Raw genomic sequence first — 15,938 nt, 5'->3', positions numbered from 1 at the left:
TTACTCCTCCTCAAATTGCAGACGTGCTACGGAAATGGTAGCGTTGCCGCTTTTCTTTTTCTGTAAGCATAATTCAGTCGTTTTCGCATAACGCATCGCTGCTGGCTCACTAACACCATATGCCCCTGTATATTTAAATACCGTTTCGGATGGGCTTGGTAATGGCATTTCATTTAGCTCTGCTGGTGTATATGTGACAAATTCCCAGTCATACTTCGCAGTCACTTGTAAAAAGGCTTCTTCATCCTTTTTTAGATCAATTGTTGCTAATGCTTTGACACTTTTAATGGAAAGCTGAAGCTCATCTAGCGTTTGCAAAATAACCGACTCGATTTCTTCAAGTGACGTCCCACGGTTGCAGCCCATCCCAAGAACAAGCGATTTTGGACGATAGATAACACCATTTTCAAGTAATACTTGCTCCTCTGCTGTCAATAAACGATCCGTAATAATTAAGCTGGCATTCGGCTTTGCATCGATCGCTTCTGCTATCGTGTCATATAAATGTAGATTAGCTGGCATCGGTGTATCATGCATCCACCAATCGCGCTCCCCTGTTTCTTGTACGATGGCAACAGGTTCCTCATTTACAACTGCGGCACTAACTGGTGTGAGTTTGTCCTCTGCATCCCACACCCAACTAAAGCGAGCGCCAAATAAATCAACCGGAATTGTTTTTTGAACGTCTGAAGCCGTTGTAATAATCGGACGTGCACCAATGGCTTCTGCTACCTCGTTCGTTAAGGCATTCGCTCCACCAATATGCCCCGATACGACACTAATGACATGCTCCCCCTTATCATCAATGACAAGTACAGCTGGATCTTGCTTTTTATCGACTAATAACGGGGCAATCATCCGCACAACCGCACCTAATGAAATGATCAAAATCATGCCTTTATATTGTTTAAAAAGAGCTGGGAATAACATACGAACCGATCCGTTAAATAATTGAATGCCACGAATTTCCTCGTCTCCGTGCGCAAACTTCCCCATATAATACACATCTACATACGGGAATAACGCAGCATAGCGTCTTGCATTCGCTACACCGTGTTTTGTAATCGCAACTAAGGCATATGGCTTTTTGACCGTGATTTCTGGCAGTACGCCTTCTTGCAACTCAATCATTTTTTCACACCTTTTCGATAACCGTGTGTAAACGTTTCATCATATAATTTTGAACGGTATTCTTTTTCATGAATATGTGGATCCAGTGCCCATCCTGCTAAAATCATCGCATGCTTACGAATCCCATTTACGCGCATCGCTTCATCTAGTTCAATTAATGTCGTACGGACAATTTTTTGGTCTGGCCAAGAAGCACGTTGAATCACCGCTACCGGTGTGTTGTCTGCCCAGCCTGCCGATTGCAATTCTTTGACAATTTTCTTCGTTAACGTCGCACTTAAGAACAACGCAATCGTACAATGATGGCTCGCTAATTTATGTAATTGCTCCATTTCTGGTACGGGTGTACGTCCCTCTGCTCGTGTTAAAATGAGCGTTTGTGTTAAGTCTGGAATCGTCAGCTCTGCTCCAACTGCTGCCGCTGACGCGAAAACTGAACTTACACCTGGTACGATTTCATAGCCAATCCCATGCTCTTTTAAAAGCGCTACCTGCTCCATTGTGGCACCATACATCGCAGGATCTCCTGTATGAAGACGTACAAGCAGTTTACCTGCTTTCACACGTTCGACGATACAATCCACCATTTCCTGCAAATGCATCCCTGCTGTCCGAATGATTTCTGCTTCCGGATTTGCTTGTGCGATTAAATCCTCACTCACTAACGAGTCCGTATACATCACGACATCGGCCTCTTTTAGTTTTTTCAAGCCCTTTACCGTTATTAAATCCGGGTCTCCCGGTCCTGCTCCAACAATCCAAATCTTCTCCACTATTTACGCACCACCATACACGATAAATAATTTAATTCAGCCTCTGCTAAATCATCTAAATCCCAAATAATTTCCTCATCTGACGTTACCTTCGTCACAACATGTGCTCGGTCGTACAGCCCCATGTCCTTTAATAAAGCAAGCATTTCGTTGATTACTTTTGCTACTTTAATAAACACGACAGCATCATGATCTTCGATTGCCTTACGCATCGCATCCATATCATCATGAGCAGGAATCATCGCCACATGCTCATCACCATCTGCTAATGGAATACCTAAACGGTTAGCTGAACCATTAAATGAAGAAATGCCTGGAATCGTTACAATTTGCACATCGGGATGCATCGATTGCATCAGCTTCATTAAATGAATAAACGTACTAAATAGCATCGGATCTCCTTCTGTTACGAAAGCCACATCTTTTCCTTGTGCTAAATATTCATAAATTGTCTCAGCAGATTTTTTCCATTCGCGCGCTAAAACGTCCTCATCTTTCGTCATCGGGAATACAAGACCAAGCATATCTTTTTCAGCTGGATTAATATACACATCAACAATGCGATGTGCATAGCTTTTACTACCTTTTAATTTTTTCGGATACGCAATCACAGGGCATTCCTGTAATAAACGGAATGCCTTTACTGTAATTAGCTCTGGGTCTCCAGGTCCTACACCTAATCCGTATAACACACCTAAATTACTCATTGTCCTATTCCTTTCTTTGTTGCTGTAATAATAAAAATCGGATTTAGTGGCTCAAAGCGCGTCATATCCAAAATCGGTTTACTTCTCGCTAATTGTGCCTGTAAAATACTAACCTCACAATCTAGTGATTTTAGACATTCCACTGCTTTATATAAATTTTCAATCGTCGCCACATTCATAACAAAGTGACCGCCCTCTTTTAAGCGCTGGATACAAAGTGTCAGTAATTGTTCCATCTCGCCACCGTTCCCACCGATAAAGATGGCATCTGGATCCGGGAACTCATCTAACCCACTTGGTGCCTTCCCTAACTTTGCCGTCACATCAACGCGAAATCGTTGCTGATTGGCAAAACAATTTTCAAGGTCTGCTTCATTTTTTTCAATCGCATAAACGGCACCTTCTCGTGCAATTTTTGCCGCTTCAATCGCAACAGAACCTGTACACGTCCCAATATCCCACACAACACTATCCTTCGTAAGCTGCATCGCTTGCAAACTGAGCACGCGAATTTCTTTTTTCGTAATGAGTCCTTTATCTGGTTTACGCTGGATAAATAGTGCATCCTCAATCCCAAGTGCATACTGAGGTGGCTGTGCGATTTGACGTAAAATGACAACATTTAATGGAGAAAACGTTTGCTGCTCCATTTCATCTAAAGAATAAAAGCCACAACGTTCATTGATCCCTTCTAAATTTTCCGCAACAAACGCTTCATATTCAGTTAAGTTATAGTGCTTTAAATAGCTCGCAATACTGCTTGGCGTATTATGCTCATCCGTTAAAATCGCGACCTTTTTATAGCCATCAATTTTTTGGGCAAACCCTTTGATAGAACGTCCATGCAAACTTGTAATATACGCGTCTTGCCAAGATTCTTGCATACGAGAAAAGGCTAATTGAATAGAACTTGTATACGGATAAATTTCTAGTGGTAATTTCTTCGCTAATACGCCACCAATACCATAAAACAACGGATCGCCCGATGCTAAAATGACAACTGAGCGAGTTTCTTCTATTAAATAGCTCGCAATTTTAGTTAGCCCGCCTTTTAGGATTATTTTTTCTCCGTTATATTGCGGAAAGAAATCTAAATGGCGTTCACCGCCAACAAGTACTTCGCTTTCTTCAATCCATTGTCTATATTGCGGTAATAACCCTTCAATACCGTTATCCCCGATACCAATCATTTTCATTGATTTCATGTATATTTTCAGCCTTTCCTAAACATTCACCCTTCATCGAATACAGGGACGTCGACACATTGATGCCCCCCTTCACATGTGCAATGGCATGGTAGCAACAGTTTTTACAGAGCTCCTCAAAAAACTGTGGCACATGATGCTCGAGCATCCATTCCCCTACTTGAGAGGCTGTATTCGCTTGCAATACTTCTTCCACCAACTCGGCTGGTGCACCGGCTTTCTTTGCAAGCTGCTGTAAAAATGAAAAGCTGACAGGTGCGCTTTTGGAATGTACCATCATGACGCCCTGTGCAACTTTTGAAAATTTCCCCATCATCCCAACGAGAGAGACATTCGGAATTCCTTGTTTTTTTATATGTTTTAACGTAAAGCCGACAAAGTCACCCATTTCGATAAAAGCTTCTTCCGGTAAATCCGGGTATTGCTGCATCGCATATTTTTCACTGCGCCCACCTGTCGTAATGACAAGATGATCACAGCCTGCCTCTTTTGCGACACTAATCGCCTGTACAATGCTTGCCATATAGGCAGAACTTGAAAATGGGACGACGGTACCTCTTGTCCCTAAAATCGAAATACCGCCGATAATGCCTAAACGACCATTTAGTGTTTTTTTAGCAATTTCCTCACCATCTGGCACTGAAATGACTGCCTCCACACCTTGTGTAAGACTATACTGCTCCTTCACTTCATCAATCACTTGATAGAGCATTTTGCGTGGCACAGGATTAATCGCTGCTTCTCCCACCGGAACAGGTAACCCTGGCTTTGTCACACGCCCAACGCCAATACCACCATCAATCCGTATATCAGGCGTATTTAATAAACGAACCGTACTTTGAATGCGTGCCTTATGTGTCGCATCTGGATCATCCCCTGCATCCTTAATTGTTTCACACATCACTGCATTTTCCGTTACTTGAAAAGACTCTACTTGAAATGTTGCAAATTGACCGACTGGCAAATAAATCGTTACTTGCTCTGGTACTTCCTTTGTAATGAGCGCAAGTAATGCCGCCTTTGTCATCGCGGTTGCACAAGCCCCTGTCGTGTAGCCATGACGCATCTCAGAAGGGTCTTTTTTACTTTTCTTGTTTTGCACGTTCATCTGCTAAAATCGAGATGGCATTTAGTGCGGCTACTGTTACCGTACTACCACCTTTACGTCCTACGTTTGTAATAAATGGAATCCCCTTTAATAAAGCTAACTCTTCTTTCGATTCAGCCGCTGATACAAACCCAACCGGCATCCCGATAATTAAATCTGGTTTTGCAATCCCTTCTTTAATTAAACGAATTAGTTCAAGTAATGCTGTCGGTGCATTCCCAATCGCATAAATACCGCCTTCATGCTCACGAACCGCTTTTTGCATCGAAATAATCGCACGTGTTGTTCCTTGTTTTTTTGCTTCTTCCCATACGTCTGGGTCTGCGATGTAGCAGTGTAAATCGCCGCCATGCTTTTGGAAACGCTTGCGACCTGCACCACTTTCAATCATTTGTACATCTGCAATGACATGCTTTCCACTTAAAATGGCTTGAACGCCCGCTTCTATTGCGTCCTCTGTAAACATGACACTACGTCCTAATTCAAAATCTGCTGACGCGTGAATCACACGGCGTACAACCATCCACTGCTCATCTGTGAAAGGATGCTCGCCCATTTCTTCTTTAATGATGGAAAAACTATAATCGTAAATTTTATCTGGATCTACTGTTAGCGGTGTAAATGCTGTATTAAAATTCATATTGGCTGTCATTGTTTATTTCCTCCTAATTGTTGGATTGCTTGCTCTACTCCCTCAAACGTTGCATACACTTCTCCGTAAGCAATTTGAGGGCGTTTAATTAAAATAATTTCGATGTTCAACTCGAGCGCCGCTTCAATCTTTTCATCGACTGAGCCGACTTTCCCACTCTCTTTTGTCACCATTAATGTAACACCGTATTGCTCATACAATGCGGCATTTAATTGTTTCGAAAAAGGCCCTTGAATCGCAATAATGTCCTTTTGCACTACACCTAACGCATCGCATTTCTCCATATTTTCTTTATTCGGCAGCATACGAGCTAATAAGCGAATACACTCATCGTCTAATAAATGCTTCGTAAACGTAGCAAGTGTTTTACTACCCGTCGTTAGCATAATCGTGCCGCCTTTTTGTTTCGCTAACAGTGCGGCCTCCTCATATGTATCAACCGCTGAAATGAGTGGGTGATCATATTGCTCATTCCGTCGTTCATACCGAATATAAGGAATATTAAGAATGTTCGAAGCAGAAATCGCTTCTTTTGATGCTTCTTCTGCAAATGGATGACTGGCATCGACAATTTTATTACAACCTAACTTTTGACAAAGCTCTACCATTTGCATGGCATGTAAACGCCCTATATGATGCGAAATATTTGCTTCCTTTAAGCTACTAGCTGCTGATTCTGTTACGACAGTCGCGATTAACGAATGCCCCTTGTCCTGCAAGCGAATGGCTAACTCTCTCGCATCACTTGTACCTGCTAACATGAAAATCATGTTGTATGCTCCACCTTTCCATCATGTGCATGACTGTGGTGATGATGCTCGTGGTCATGATCGTGATGATGGTCATCATGTGCATGAGGACAGTTATAACAACGCTCCGGTGTATGACAACGCACATGACAGTCAAAGCAATGGCGATGAATCGGTCCATGTTCTGCTACATAGGCGCGATATTTCTCCATATCGCGTTCGCCTGTTGAGCGCCCTTCTACTGCATCCATTGCACGTTGCTTTAAAATTTCCTGTAACGTTGGGTGATAGCCAAAATACTTCGCTAGCACAAACTCATGTTTCGGATATTGCTCGCTGTACTGCTGTAACATCTTATCTATACGCTCCATTAACACACCCGTAAATAAAAAGTACGGTAGCATGATTACTTTTTTCGCACCAAGCTGAATGCAACGTTTGATACCTTCATCAACGCGTGGTTTTGTAACACCCATAAATGCGCTTTCGACCCATTTCACCTGCAGCTTCTCCCACAGTAAACGAGTAATTTTATAAAAATCACTGTTCGCCTCTGCGTCACTGCCGCCACGCCCGATAAGTAAAATCGCTGTATCGTCATGTTGAGCAGCTGTATCGATTCCTACTTCCTGCAAGCGATCTATTAAAATATCAAACACTTGTGGATGCACACTAATCGTTTCGCCATATGTAAATTTCACATTTGGATACTTTTCGATCGCATCTTGAATTTCTGCCGGGATATGTAGTTTAGAATGACCCGCATGCAATAAAATGATGGGTACTACATATACTTCTTTCGCACCTTTTTGAATACATGCTTCAATTCCTTCTGGTATCGAAGGTCGTGACAACTCCAAGAAACACGTCTCCACTAAAAATTGATCCTCTAAGTCTGGGCGTATTTTATCTACAAAGCGCTGGATTTCCTCATTTCCTGCTGCTAATCGACTTCCATGCCCTACAAATAAAATGGATTTCATTTCAGTCTCCCTTTCGTTAATCACCACATGGAGCTGGCTCTACTTCGATTTTGCAGCTCATATCGTGATATGTATAATGCAATATTTTTTTCACACGTTTAAAGTACTTGAACAAGCGCTCGTTCGGATGAGCATGCTGCTTATATTCTTCAATGATTTTCGTTAATAGCGGTACTAGTTCCTCCGGTTCAAGCCCCTCTGCAACAGGCTGTGCTGCATGAGCTGTTCGTCCAACCGGCTTTGCCCCAATAAATAAATCAAATTTCTTCTTGCGATACACAATGCCGATATCATCAAAAACAGCGCGGTAGCAAGCCATTCCGCAACCATTAAAGCCGACATGCAATTCCTTCGGTAGCTTCATCCCACCAAGCGTTTGGGCAATTTCCTCTGCATATGGAATGGACTCTGCTTTTTCGCCATAGCAAAAATCACATGCCTTTATATTGAGCACATCGCCAATCGGTAAAACAAGTAAACCGACCTCACGTAAACGTGCAACGAGCTCATCTGGCTGCTCAGTTGGCACTTTTACTAGCATACGATGCTCCGGCGTATATTCAAGCGTCCCTTGTTCACCAACAATTTCGGCTAACAGCATCATTTGTTGGGGGGTAAGCATTTTATTCGCTACGCCCGGACTAACCGCAAATTCAAAAATCGACTCTACTTTTTGTTGCACTAATACAGATGGTTCACCACCGACAAGCTTTAATGCCATCTGCGCCATTTCCAATGCACTTTTTTTTGGCTTTTCTGGAGCAGGCACCGTTATTTTTTCAAAACCCGTTTGGGCTTCACCTGTTTGCTGATCCAGTGCCCACGGTTCATTTTCTTTTCGTAAACGCTGGTGCGGTTTTAACGGTTGTACATCCTCGCCTAATGTATATTTGCGCTGGTAACCACGTGGCGTAATTATTTTATTATCGTAGAAGAATGTCGATGAATTGCCCACTACTACTGTTGTGAGCATGCCGATATCATGCTCTAGCATTTCAGCAAGTGTTGTTAGCACAATATTCTGACTTTCACGGTAAGCACTTTTCACTAAACCTACTGGTGTTGCAGGTGAACGATATTTTAATAGAATCCGTTGTGCCTCGACAATTTGCCTTGTACGACGTCCACTTTTCGGATTGTAAAAGGCAACGACAAAATCAGCCATCGCTGCTGCTTCAATACGTTTTTCAATGACTGTCCATGGTGTTAAGTGGTCACTTAAGCTAATCGTACAGGCATCGTGCATCACTGGGGCACCAAGCAAGCTCGCACACGAGTTAATCGCTGAAATGCCTGGGACCACTTCTACTGCTATGCCGTCTTTTTCTGTCCAGCCAAGCTCGATTAGTACCTCATATACAAGTCCAGCCATGCCGTATACACCAGCATCTCCGCTTGAAATAACGGATACAATATGACCTGCCTCTGCTTGTCGTACCGCCTCCTGTGCACGTGAAACCTCTTCTGTCATCCCTGTACTTACGATGGATTTCGCCGTTACTAAATGCTCGATCAGTTCTACATATGTTTTATAGCCAATAATATAATCACTCTGTTTTAATGCATCAACTGCACGTTTTGTAATATGTTCATAATCGCCAGGACCAAAGCCAACGACGAATATTTTCCCTTTCTTCAACATGTCCCCTCCAATAAAAAAGCCTATCTCACCTATGCTTCTCTCAGCGAAAAGTAAGTTTTGCATCATAAAGCAGGTAGCCCCGTTTGACAGAGGAATACTTTATGATGCTGCTTTTATCTAATTTTAATCGTCTTTCTTATGCAGATATCCATAAAGCTGATTCTGCCCTATCTGCTAAAAAAGGTGGTGTATGAGAACACCACGCTTTTTACTGGCTCGTCGACGTATCGGCATTATGCGATGAGCCGCTTCTTTCAAACGGTGGAAGATACAATAAAAATACGTCTAGCTAGGCATTGTCCACATGTCATAAGTGTGACGCAATTTTTATTCAAAATAAAAAAGCTACCTCACGATGAGGTAGCTTGAAATGGAAACGTCAAAAAAGAACCCGCCTCCATTTCCTATCCCCCGAAGAAATGTACAGTCGTCTAGGTAGGCAGGTCTCCTGGCTTCGCTTCATCCTTTGACGTTCCTTCCCATACTCAAAAGTACAGTGGATTTTTCGTCATCGTCAGCGTTTACAGTTGCGGGGACAGCGACGGATTTACACCGTTCTTCCCTTTTAAACTACATATAGTAGTACCTTCGCTAGAACTAATACAATATATTGTTTTATCTTAACAGATTTTAGTATAGCATGTCTTTAAATTTTCTGTAAAGTTATTTTTTCCAAATACCACTCTTCCTCATCTAAATACAAAGAAATAAAGTCCCCACCTGAAAGCATTCCCTTTTGCCATAATGTCGCCAGTGAACGCTTCTCGATTGCCCATTGTAAACAGGCAATGGCTACACCGTGCGAAACAACCGCAATCTGTTGCTGTGGGATTTCTTTGATGCTTTGTAAAAAGGCGAGTAACCGATTTGCCACTTGCTCAAACGATTCTTGTGAGTCTGCGATAAATTTTTCAGGTGCTTCGCTGTAGTATTGATAATTTACTTGTTGCTGAAGATGTACAATTGGCTGCCCTTGCCAATCACCTAAATAAATTTCACGAAGGCGTGCGTCTGTATGAATTTCCATGTTCGGAAACATCCATGTAGCAGTAGAAATAGCACGTTGTAAGTCACTTGCATAGACGATATCCGGTTGCCAGTCCACATCTTGCACTTGTTGTTTGCCATATTCCGTTAAAGGTGAATCAAGCCAGCCTTGTAACACCCCTTGCTTGTTCCACTCTGTTTCACCATGGCGATAAATTCTAATTGTTTTGCACATAGTCAGTAAATACTCGCATAAACGATGTCATTTTTTCAGGCTCCTTCATCGCAAGTCGGAACCACTGTCCGTCTAGACCGACATAATTCTTCGTATGACGAAGCACAATTCCCGCTGACAAAAGCGTTTTAAAAAAATGATCTGGGTTGTATGGCTGCGGCAATTGAAACAACAAAAAATTGGCCGCACTATTCGATACTTCGCATGCATAATCTTTCAAAAAGTTTGTCATTTCTTCCCGTATTTGTGCACTACTTTGTCTCGCTTGTGCAACGTACTGGTCCTCTTCTAAGCAAAGACAACCTACCTGATTCGCTACCCCACTCACATTCCAATGGGGAAAAAATCCTGCAAGCATCGGCGCTTTTTGACTAACTATATAACCAAGTCGAATCCCTGCTAGCGCATACATTTTCGTCATGGAGCGCAACACGATTAAATTCTCATACTTTTCAACAAGTGAAATAACGCTTTCTACTTCATCTGTCCAATCCATAAAGGCTTCGTCCACGACTAAAGTACAACTTACTTTTTGCCCATATTCGAGTAACGCCTGAATGTCCATTTTTGTTGTCAGTGCACCTGTTGGATTATTTGGATTGCATAAATAGACAGCATCAACCGCATGCATCGCTGCCTTCACTTGTTCCATTGAAAATTTATATGTACAAATATCGTCTACCACAATCGACTGAACCGTCACATTTTCTTGCAGTAAAGTCCGTCTATATTCAGAAAAGGACGGCTCAATTACTCCCACTGTTCCTCCGTTAAAATACCGAGCTAACACCATTAAACATTCTGCTGCCCCATTGCCAACAATGATGTGCTCAGGCTTGACGTCATGGAACGCCGCAACCTTTGAACGAAATGGCTCCGCTTGTTCATTTGGATACATCGTAATGTGATTGATTAATGATGGCCATGCGTGCTGTACACTTGGCGGAACACCTGCTGGATTGACATTTTCACTTAAATCAATGACCTTATTTGGCATCTGTATACGAAGTGCCTTATACAGAGCATCCGCATTAGCTCCATGTGCTGGATATTGCAATGATAATCCCTCCTACTACAACTAAAAAATAGAATGTGACGATATACATGTGTTGAATGGACTGGACAATATGACCCCGATGCATCTCAAAAACAAGCTGCCCCATATACGCACGAAATGATTTTTTGCCGCCGTATACATTTTCACCGCCGAGACGAATACCAAGCTGTACAGCCGTCGCTGCCTCTAAATAGCCACTGTTTGGACTTGGGTGTTTCCTAGCATCCCCTATCCACTGTGCAAATCGATATGTGAGTCGTTGTTGCACAACTGATTTTGTGCCAATAAGCAATAAAAAGCCTGTAATACGACTCGGAATGAAATTAGCGACATCGTCTAGCTTTGCTGCCACAAAGCCAAAATCATGATAACGCTCATTTTTGTAGGCAATCATCGAATCCAGCGTATTAATGGCCTTATACACCCACGCACCTGTCGCGCCAAATAACAGTGCGTAAAATAATGGCGCCGTTACACCATCACTCGTATTTTCAGACACCGTTTCCACAACGCCACGTACAATTTCACTTTCGTCTAAATGCTCCGTATCTCGTCCGACAATCCATCCAAGCTTTTCCCGTGCTTCTTTGAAATCTTGTTGTTCTAATGCGCGGTATACAAGCATCGCCGCTTCCTCTAAGCTTTTTTGTGCTAAAGCTAAACTAATGAGTATAACTTCTATTGCAATACCTATTGCCCAGTGAACAGTATAACTGAACCAAACAATTCCCCCTACAACAAAACCCGTTGTTAAAACGGTTACGACAACAGCAAAGAAACCTTTATATTTCCGCACATTTCCCTTATTCCAATGCTTTTCTAAAAAAGCGATTAACCGCCCAATCCATATCACTGGATGTGTCCACTTTTTCGGATCCCCAAATACCCGGTCGACTAGTACGGCTATTATACCTATCACAACCGTCACAAAAACATCACCTACTTCTCGATAAATATCATCACTATACTATAGATTACATCATTTTTGTATACCATTTGTGTGCAGAAGAAATTGTAAGGAGCGAAAGAAGCGATCCATGTTGGGGCATTAAAAAGCAATTTACCTACTTATCACATGGACATTCACAAGCAGTTATTTCCATTTATATAGTGTTGAATATGCAAGGAAAATGTTTATAATAGTTGCTATTGAATAGTTCATTATTCTTCAGTCTAAAGGAGGTTTTAATATGCGTTTATGGCATCAAGATATGATGGATCTTCTACCAAAATCGCAGCTTCTTGCCCAATGGCGGGAACTAAATAGTGTTTTTGCTAAAGAAGATCGACACATTTTAATTAACTATATTTATGAATACCCTAAGGAACATTTGTATGTTTATACACAGCTCGTTTTACAGGAAATGAGGGAGCGTGCGATTAAAATACGTACCGTTGATAAAATGAATCATTACTTTCAAGACATTGACCCTACGGTAAATATTGAAAAACCATTCCACAATCATCATAATGATACGTATTTTGAAATATGTTATTTTAACTTGAAAGAAAAATATTTACGTGGACAAAAAGACTTTGAAGAATCACGTTTTCAAGCGCTCGATACACGATACAAATCTGTTCAAGCAAGAAAAGACATGGTATGATGAAACTTTAGGACAAGTATTTCGTCGTAAGGGATAGTCTATGTTTTGGAGTTGATTGAATTTGTTAGATGCAATCGTTATGCCAATGATTGAATTTTTTAAAGGGTTAGGCTACTTCGGTGTGCTTTTAGCGCTTTGTTTTGAATTTATTCCTGCCGAAGCGGTGTTGCCACTTGCTGGATACTGGATTTCACAAGGAGAATTCAACTATTATTTAATGGTACTTGCCGGTACAGTCGGTGGTACAATTGGCCCAATTACACTATATGCACTTGGTCGTTATGGGGGCCGTCCACTTGTTTTAAAGTACGGTAAATATTTTTTAGTTAATGAGAAACAAGTAAACGCAGCAGATAAATTTTTTGCCAAATACGGTGCAGGGGTTGCTTTCTTCGGTCGCTTTATGCCTGTTGTCCGTACCGCGATTTCCGTACCATGTGGCATGGCTAAAATGTCACTTACGAAATTCTCCGTGTATACATTTTGTGCTATGTTACCTATCACAGCCCTTTACGTCTATTTAGGAGTAAAGCTTGGGGAAAATTGGGAACAAGCAGGACCATTATTTAAACAATATTTACAACCTTTCGTTCTTGTAATTGTTCTATTAGCTGTTATATACGGTGTCTATAAATATCGTCAAAAACTATTAGAACGCCGACTCAATATGAAAGACAAATAAACAAAAGCCTCCCTGAACAGACAGTGGAGGCTTGTTTCATTATGTCATAATTTCTTTATATGTTTGACGAATAAAGTCCGTGTAGTATGTGGATGCAAATGATTCGACACTTTTTTCCGCATATAAAATATCGCGTTTTGCTGATTCTATATCACCAAGCTGTTTATACATTAACGCCCGGTATGCAACAAAGCGATAAAATATCGCTAAATCAACTGGATGCTTTAAATAGTTAGGTGCTTTAATTCCTTCACAAATAGCTAAAGCTTGTTCATATTTTTCTAAATGATACAATGCAATCGCTTCTTCCATCAGGAAAAGATCTTTCGTTTCCTGGCTGGACGCATCTCGTTGTGAATAGATTTCTTCATTTAATATAATTAGCACTTGCTCATAATTTTTCTCTACAACGCTTATATAATGCACTTTGCAAAATAAATAATAAAAAGCCTTTTCATTGTCTTCCGCAAGTTCTGTAATTAGTTGCACCTTTTTAAAATACTGCTTACTCACTTCAAATTCATGGTCACATATTGCCTGTATAAATAGCAAGCGATAAAAATCGTCCATACGGTAGTAAATTTTCTTTTTTTCTGCAATTTGCAGCATCTTTTCTTTATACAATAAACCGTTTTTTACATCATTTACTGCATAGTACATAACCGTTAAGTTGTAAAATAAGCTAATTCGACTAATATCATCCAGAATGAACCAATACGGCTCGATTCGTTTTTCTCCTTGCTTTAACATATCCAGTGCCTTTTCATAATCTTTTCTTTCAAAGGCATACCAACATAAAAAGTTATAACAACTAAGTAAACGGCCATACGCATGTACACCTTCATACCAGTTCATAACGTCATATAATGCGTGTTCATCTAGCTTGTTATTAATAAGCGTTAAGGAAATTAAATAGATTTCTTTTAGTCTTATATGTTCATATCGATCTGTTTGCAATTTATCTACAATAGGATTAATTTTATCGATGATGATTTGTGCACGCACTTTATCATCTGGATGATCATTTAATTGCACACGCATTTCTTCCACTTCTAACATTAACTCTTTCAATGACTCAATTTCTTCACCAAGTAAGGCCGAAACATCTACTTGAAGCTGCTGTGCAATATAATGCAAGCTTTCCATGGAAGGCTGTGCTTTTCCATTTTCAATTAAACTAAGCATTCCCTTCGTTAAACGCTCCCCCGCCAACTGTGCAAGTGTTAATTTTCGTTCTTTTCGCAGTTGGCGAATGCGGCTCCCTAAATCTTGCATGTCACAACCTACTTTCATTATCCTTTAAAAACATTAAACAATTTTTAACGAAAGAATTCAATTGGGAGACATTGCATTTTAACAAGGTTAAACAAAATAGATCCGACATCTGTAGTGTTTAGCGGTTCTTATTATGTTACTTATGTGAATAAGTTAGGAATAATTTGTATTAAACTAGAAATTTATATGGAAATTTTATGTTATTTTATATATTATATCCATTAAGGGGGTGGTTCAAAAAATTGGAGCAATTAAATAAAGAAATTAGTATTTTGTTAGACGAAATCATTGCTACTGAGGAATTAATTGGAAATGAACTAAGAAGTATACTACAAAGCTTTAAAAATGAAAAAGAGACATTGGGATTTCACTTTGGAACTTTGTGTATCATTCATTATGAAGAGTATGCAGATCACTTTAACCAAGATATTTACAAAATAGCTGCTGCAATTGAATTGCTTATTTTATCGTTTGATATTATTGACGACTTACAAGATGGCGATAGTAATTATTTATGGGTAAAAACACCCGAATTATCGCTAAATGCAGTTCTAGCCATGATGATGATAGCGTTTAAAATACTACGTCAAAGTCATTTTGAACATCGAGACCTCGCCTTACAAATAATTGAAGAATACACTTTACTCAGTATCAATGGTCAACAACTAGATTTACTGAATGTTTGTCAAGATGAATCTTCTTATTTACAAATGATTGAGCAAAAATCTGGTTCTCTTACGGCGATGAGTTGCTTAGTAGGTTGCACTCTTGCTTGTGGAGAGAAATCCGTACAAGTTGAACAATATGCAAAATCTATCGGTGTCGTACAGCAAATTAAAAATGATATTCAAGATTTAAAAGAATGGGACTGTAAAAATGATTTGTTAAATAGGAAATATTCTCTACCTATTATTTATCTTTTTTCGTTGAAGAATGATATTTCGGAAGAGATAACAAAATATTACGCTCGTCAAGAAGAAATTATTTTAGCAAAACCAAATATCATCGAAGCACTAACAAATAGTGGTGCGATTCGCTATGCTCTTGCGATTAAAAATCTATACCGAAATCAAGCATTAAACATGATTCAAAACAGCAATATGAATGCAGCAAATAAAGAATATTTAAAAAAAATAATGAAATGA

Annotated in this window: 16 protein-coding genes and 1 riboswitch; of the genes, 3 read left to right on the top strand and 13 right to left on the bottom strand. The window is 40.3% G+C overall.

Going from position 1 to position 15,938, the window contains the following annotated elements; translation table 11 throughout:
• The 12 genes from AAGS61_RS13230 to cbiB form a co-directional block, all read right to left on the bottom strand.
• Positions 1-1,131, bottom strand: a complete 1,131-nt coding sequence (locus tag AAGS61_RS13230) for a cobalt-precorrin 5A hydrolase (RefSeq protein WP_391372605.1) — start codon at positions 1,129-1,131, stop codon at positions 1-3.
• Positions 1,128-1,904: a precorrin-4 C(11)-methyltransferase gene (cobM, locus tag AAGS61_RS13225; protein WP_391372603.1), complete on the bottom strand. Its 777-nt coding sequence runs from the start codon at positions 1,902-1,904 to the stop codon at positions 1,128-1,130. The genes AAGS61_RS13230 and cobM overlap by 4 nt, the downstream gene beginning before the upstream one ends.
• The gene (cobI, locus tag AAGS61_RS13220) at positions 1,904-2,611 is read right to left on the bottom strand and encodes a precorrin-2 C(20)-methyltransferase (protein WP_391372600.1); all 708 of its coding nucleotides are present in this window, start codon (positions 2,609-2,611) and stop codon (positions 1,904-1,906) included. Before cobI ends, cobM begins: the two co-directional genes overlap by 1 nt.
• Positions 2,608-3,807 carry a precorrin-6y C5,15-methyltransferase (decarboxylating) subunit CbiE gene (gene cbiE, locus AAGS61_RS13215; protein WP_391372706.1) on the bottom strand — a complete coding sequence of 400 codons (1,200 nt, stop codon included), beginning with the start codon at positions 3,805-3,807 and terminating at the stop codon, positions 2,608-2,610. The genes cobI and cbiE overlap by 4 nt, the downstream gene beginning before the upstream one ends.
• Positions 3,782-4,924: a cobalt-precorrin-5B (C(1))-methyltransferase gene (locus AAGS61_RS13210; RefSeq protein ID WP_391372598.1), complete on the bottom strand. Its 1,143-nt coding sequence runs from the start codon at positions 4,922-4,924 to the stop codon at positions 3,782-3,784. Before AAGS61_RS13210 ends, cbiE begins: the two co-directional genes overlap by 26 nt.
• The gene (locus tag AAGS61_RS13205) at positions 4,899-5,564 is read right to left on the bottom strand and encodes a precorrin-8X methylmutase (protein ID WP_391372703.1); all 666 of its coding nucleotides are present in this window, start codon (positions 5,562-5,564) and stop codon (positions 4,899-4,901) included. The genes AAGS61_RS13210 and AAGS61_RS13205 overlap by 26 nt, the downstream gene beginning before the upstream one ends.
• Positions 5,565-5,572: 8 nt before the next feature.
• Positions 5,573-6,346, bottom strand: a complete 774-nt coding sequence (gene cobK / locus AAGS61_RS13200) for a precorrin-6A reductase (protein WP_391372595.1) — start codon at positions 6,344-6,346, stop codon at positions 5,573-5,575.
• Complete coding sequence (locus tag AAGS61_RS13195; protein WP_391372593.1) at positions 6,343-7,308, bottom strand: sirohydrochlorin chelatase; 966 nt, start codon at positions 7,306-7,308, stop codon at positions 6,343-6,345. The genes cobK and AAGS61_RS13195 overlap by 4 nt, the downstream gene beginning before the upstream one ends.
• A gap of 16 nt (positions 7,309-7,324) precedes the next feature.
• Positions 7,325-8,950: a precorrin-3B C(17)-methyltransferase gene (gene cobJ / locus AAGS61_RS13190; protein WP_391372590.1), complete on the bottom strand. Its 1,626-nt coding sequence runs from the start codon at positions 8,948-8,950 to the stop codon at positions 7,325-7,327.
• Between the two features lie 421 nt (positions 8,951-9,371).
• Positions 9,372-9,555: riboswitch (cobalamin riboswitch) on the bottom strand.
• 41 nt (positions 9,556-9,596) lie between these two features.
• Entirely contained in the window at positions 9,597-10,172 is a 576-nt protein-coding gene (locus AAGS61_RS13185; RefSeq protein ID WP_391372588.1) for a histidine phosphatase family protein, read from the bottom strand.
• Entirely contained in the window at positions 10,156-11,229 is a 1,074-nt protein-coding gene (locus AAGS61_RS13180; protein ID WP_391372585.1) for a pyridoxal phosphate-dependent aminotransferase, read from the bottom strand. The genes AAGS61_RS13185 and AAGS61_RS13180 overlap by 17 nt, the downstream gene beginning before the upstream one ends.
• Entirely contained in the window at positions 11,204-12,157 is a 954-nt protein-coding gene (cbiB, locus tag AAGS61_RS13175) for an adenosylcobinamide-phosphate synthase CbiB (protein WP_391372582.1), read from the bottom strand. Before cbiB ends, AAGS61_RS13180 begins: the two co-directional genes overlap by 26 nt.
• Before the next feature lie 262 nt (positions 12,158-12,419).
• Between cbiB and AAGS61_RS13170 the strand changes: the two genes are divergently transcribed.
• The gene (locus AAGS61_RS13170) at positions 12,420-12,836 is read left to right on the top strand and encodes a pyrimidine dimer DNA glycosylase/endonuclease V (RefSeq protein ID WP_391372580.1); all 417 of its coding nucleotides are present in this window, start codon (positions 12,420-12,422) and stop codon (positions 12,834-12,836) included.
• Between the two features lie 79 nt (positions 12,837-12,915).
• Positions 12,916-13,518, top strand: coding sequence for a DedA family protein (locus tag AAGS61_RS13165; protein WP_391372700.1), 603 nt, complete (start codon positions 12,916-12,918; stop codon positions 13,516-13,518).
• A gap of 39 nt (positions 13,519-13,557) precedes the next feature.
• Here AAGS61_RS13165 and AAGS61_RS13160 read toward each other — a convergent pair whose 3' ends face one another.
• The gene (locus AAGS61_RS13160; RefSeq protein ID WP_391372577.1) at positions 13,558-14,793 is read right to left on the bottom strand and encodes a helix-turn-helix domain-containing protein; all 1,236 of its coding nucleotides are present in this window, start codon (positions 14,791-14,793) and stop codon (positions 13,558-13,560) included.
• Between the two features lie 242 nt (positions 14,794-15,035).
• On the opposite strand from AAGS61_RS13160, the gene AAGS61_RS13155 reads away from it, so the two are divergent.
• Positions 15,036-15,938, top strand: coding sequence for a polyprenyl synthetase family protein (locus AAGS61_RS13155; RefSeq protein ID WP_391372574.1), 903 nt, complete (start codon positions 15,036-15,038; stop codon positions 15,936-15,938).

The sequence above is a fragment of the Lysinibacillus sp. KU-BSD001 genome (assembly GCF_042920265.1).
Taxonomy (GTDB): Bacteria; Bacillota; Bacilli; order Bacillales_A; family Planococcaceae; genus Lysinibacillus_B.
The sequence above is the reverse complement of the archived record's forward strand: the minus strand, read 5'-3'. Positions and strand labels throughout refer to the sequence as shown.

What these genes read in the sequence shown, in the direction of transcription:
- AAGS61_RS13185 (WP_391372588.1), bottom strand. Translation starts at nt 10,172, where the DNA reads ATGTGCAAAACAATTAGAATTTATCGCCATGGTGAAACAGAGTGGAAC.
- AAGS61_RS13160 (WP_391372577.1), bottom strand. Translation starts at nt 14,793, where the DNA reads ATGCAAGATTTAGGGAGCCGCATTCGCCAACTGCGAAAAGAACGAAAA.
- AAGS61_RS13165 (WP_391372700.1), top strand. Translation starts at nt 12,916, where the DNA reads ATGCCAATGATTGAATTTTTTAAAGGGTTAGGCTACTTCGGTGTGCTT.
- cobI (WP_391372600.1), bottom strand. Translation starts at nt 2,611, where the DNA reads ATGAGTAATTTAGGTGTGTTATACGGATTAGGTGTAGGACCTGGAGAC.
- AAGS61_RS13170 (WP_391372580.1), top strand. Translation starts at nt 12,420, where the DNA reads ATGCGTTTATGGCATCAAGATATGATGGATCTTCTACCAAAATCGCAG.
- cobJ (WP_391372590.1), bottom strand. Translation starts at nt 8,950, where the DNA reads ATGTTGAAGAAAGGGAAAATATTCGTCGTTGGCTTTGGTCCTGGCGAT.
- AAGS61_RS13230 (WP_391372605.1), bottom strand. Translation starts at nt 1,131, where the DNA reads ATGATTGAGTTGCAAGAAGGCGTACTGCCAGAAATCACGGTCAAAAAG.
- cbiE (WP_391372706.1), bottom strand. Translation starts at nt 3,807, where the DNA reads ATGAAAATGATTGGTATCGGGGATAACGGTATTGAAGGGTTATTACCG.
- AAGS61_RS13205 (WP_391372703.1), bottom strand. Translation starts at nt 5,564, where the DNA reads ATGAATTTTAATACAGCATTTACACCGCTAACAGTAGATCCAGATAAA.
- AAGS61_RS13210 (WP_391372598.1), bottom strand. Translation starts at nt 4,924, where the DNA reads ATGAACGTGCAAAACAAGAAAAGTAAAAAAGACCCTTCTGAGATGCGT.
- AAGS61_RS13195 (WP_391372593.1), bottom strand. Translation starts at nt 7,308, where the DNA reads ATGAAATCCATTTTATTTGTAGGGCATGGAAGTCGATTAGCAGCAGGA.
- cobK (WP_391372595.1), bottom strand. Translation starts at nt 6,346, where the DNA reads ATGATTTTCATGTTAGCAGGTACAAGTGATGCGAGAGAGTTAGCCATT.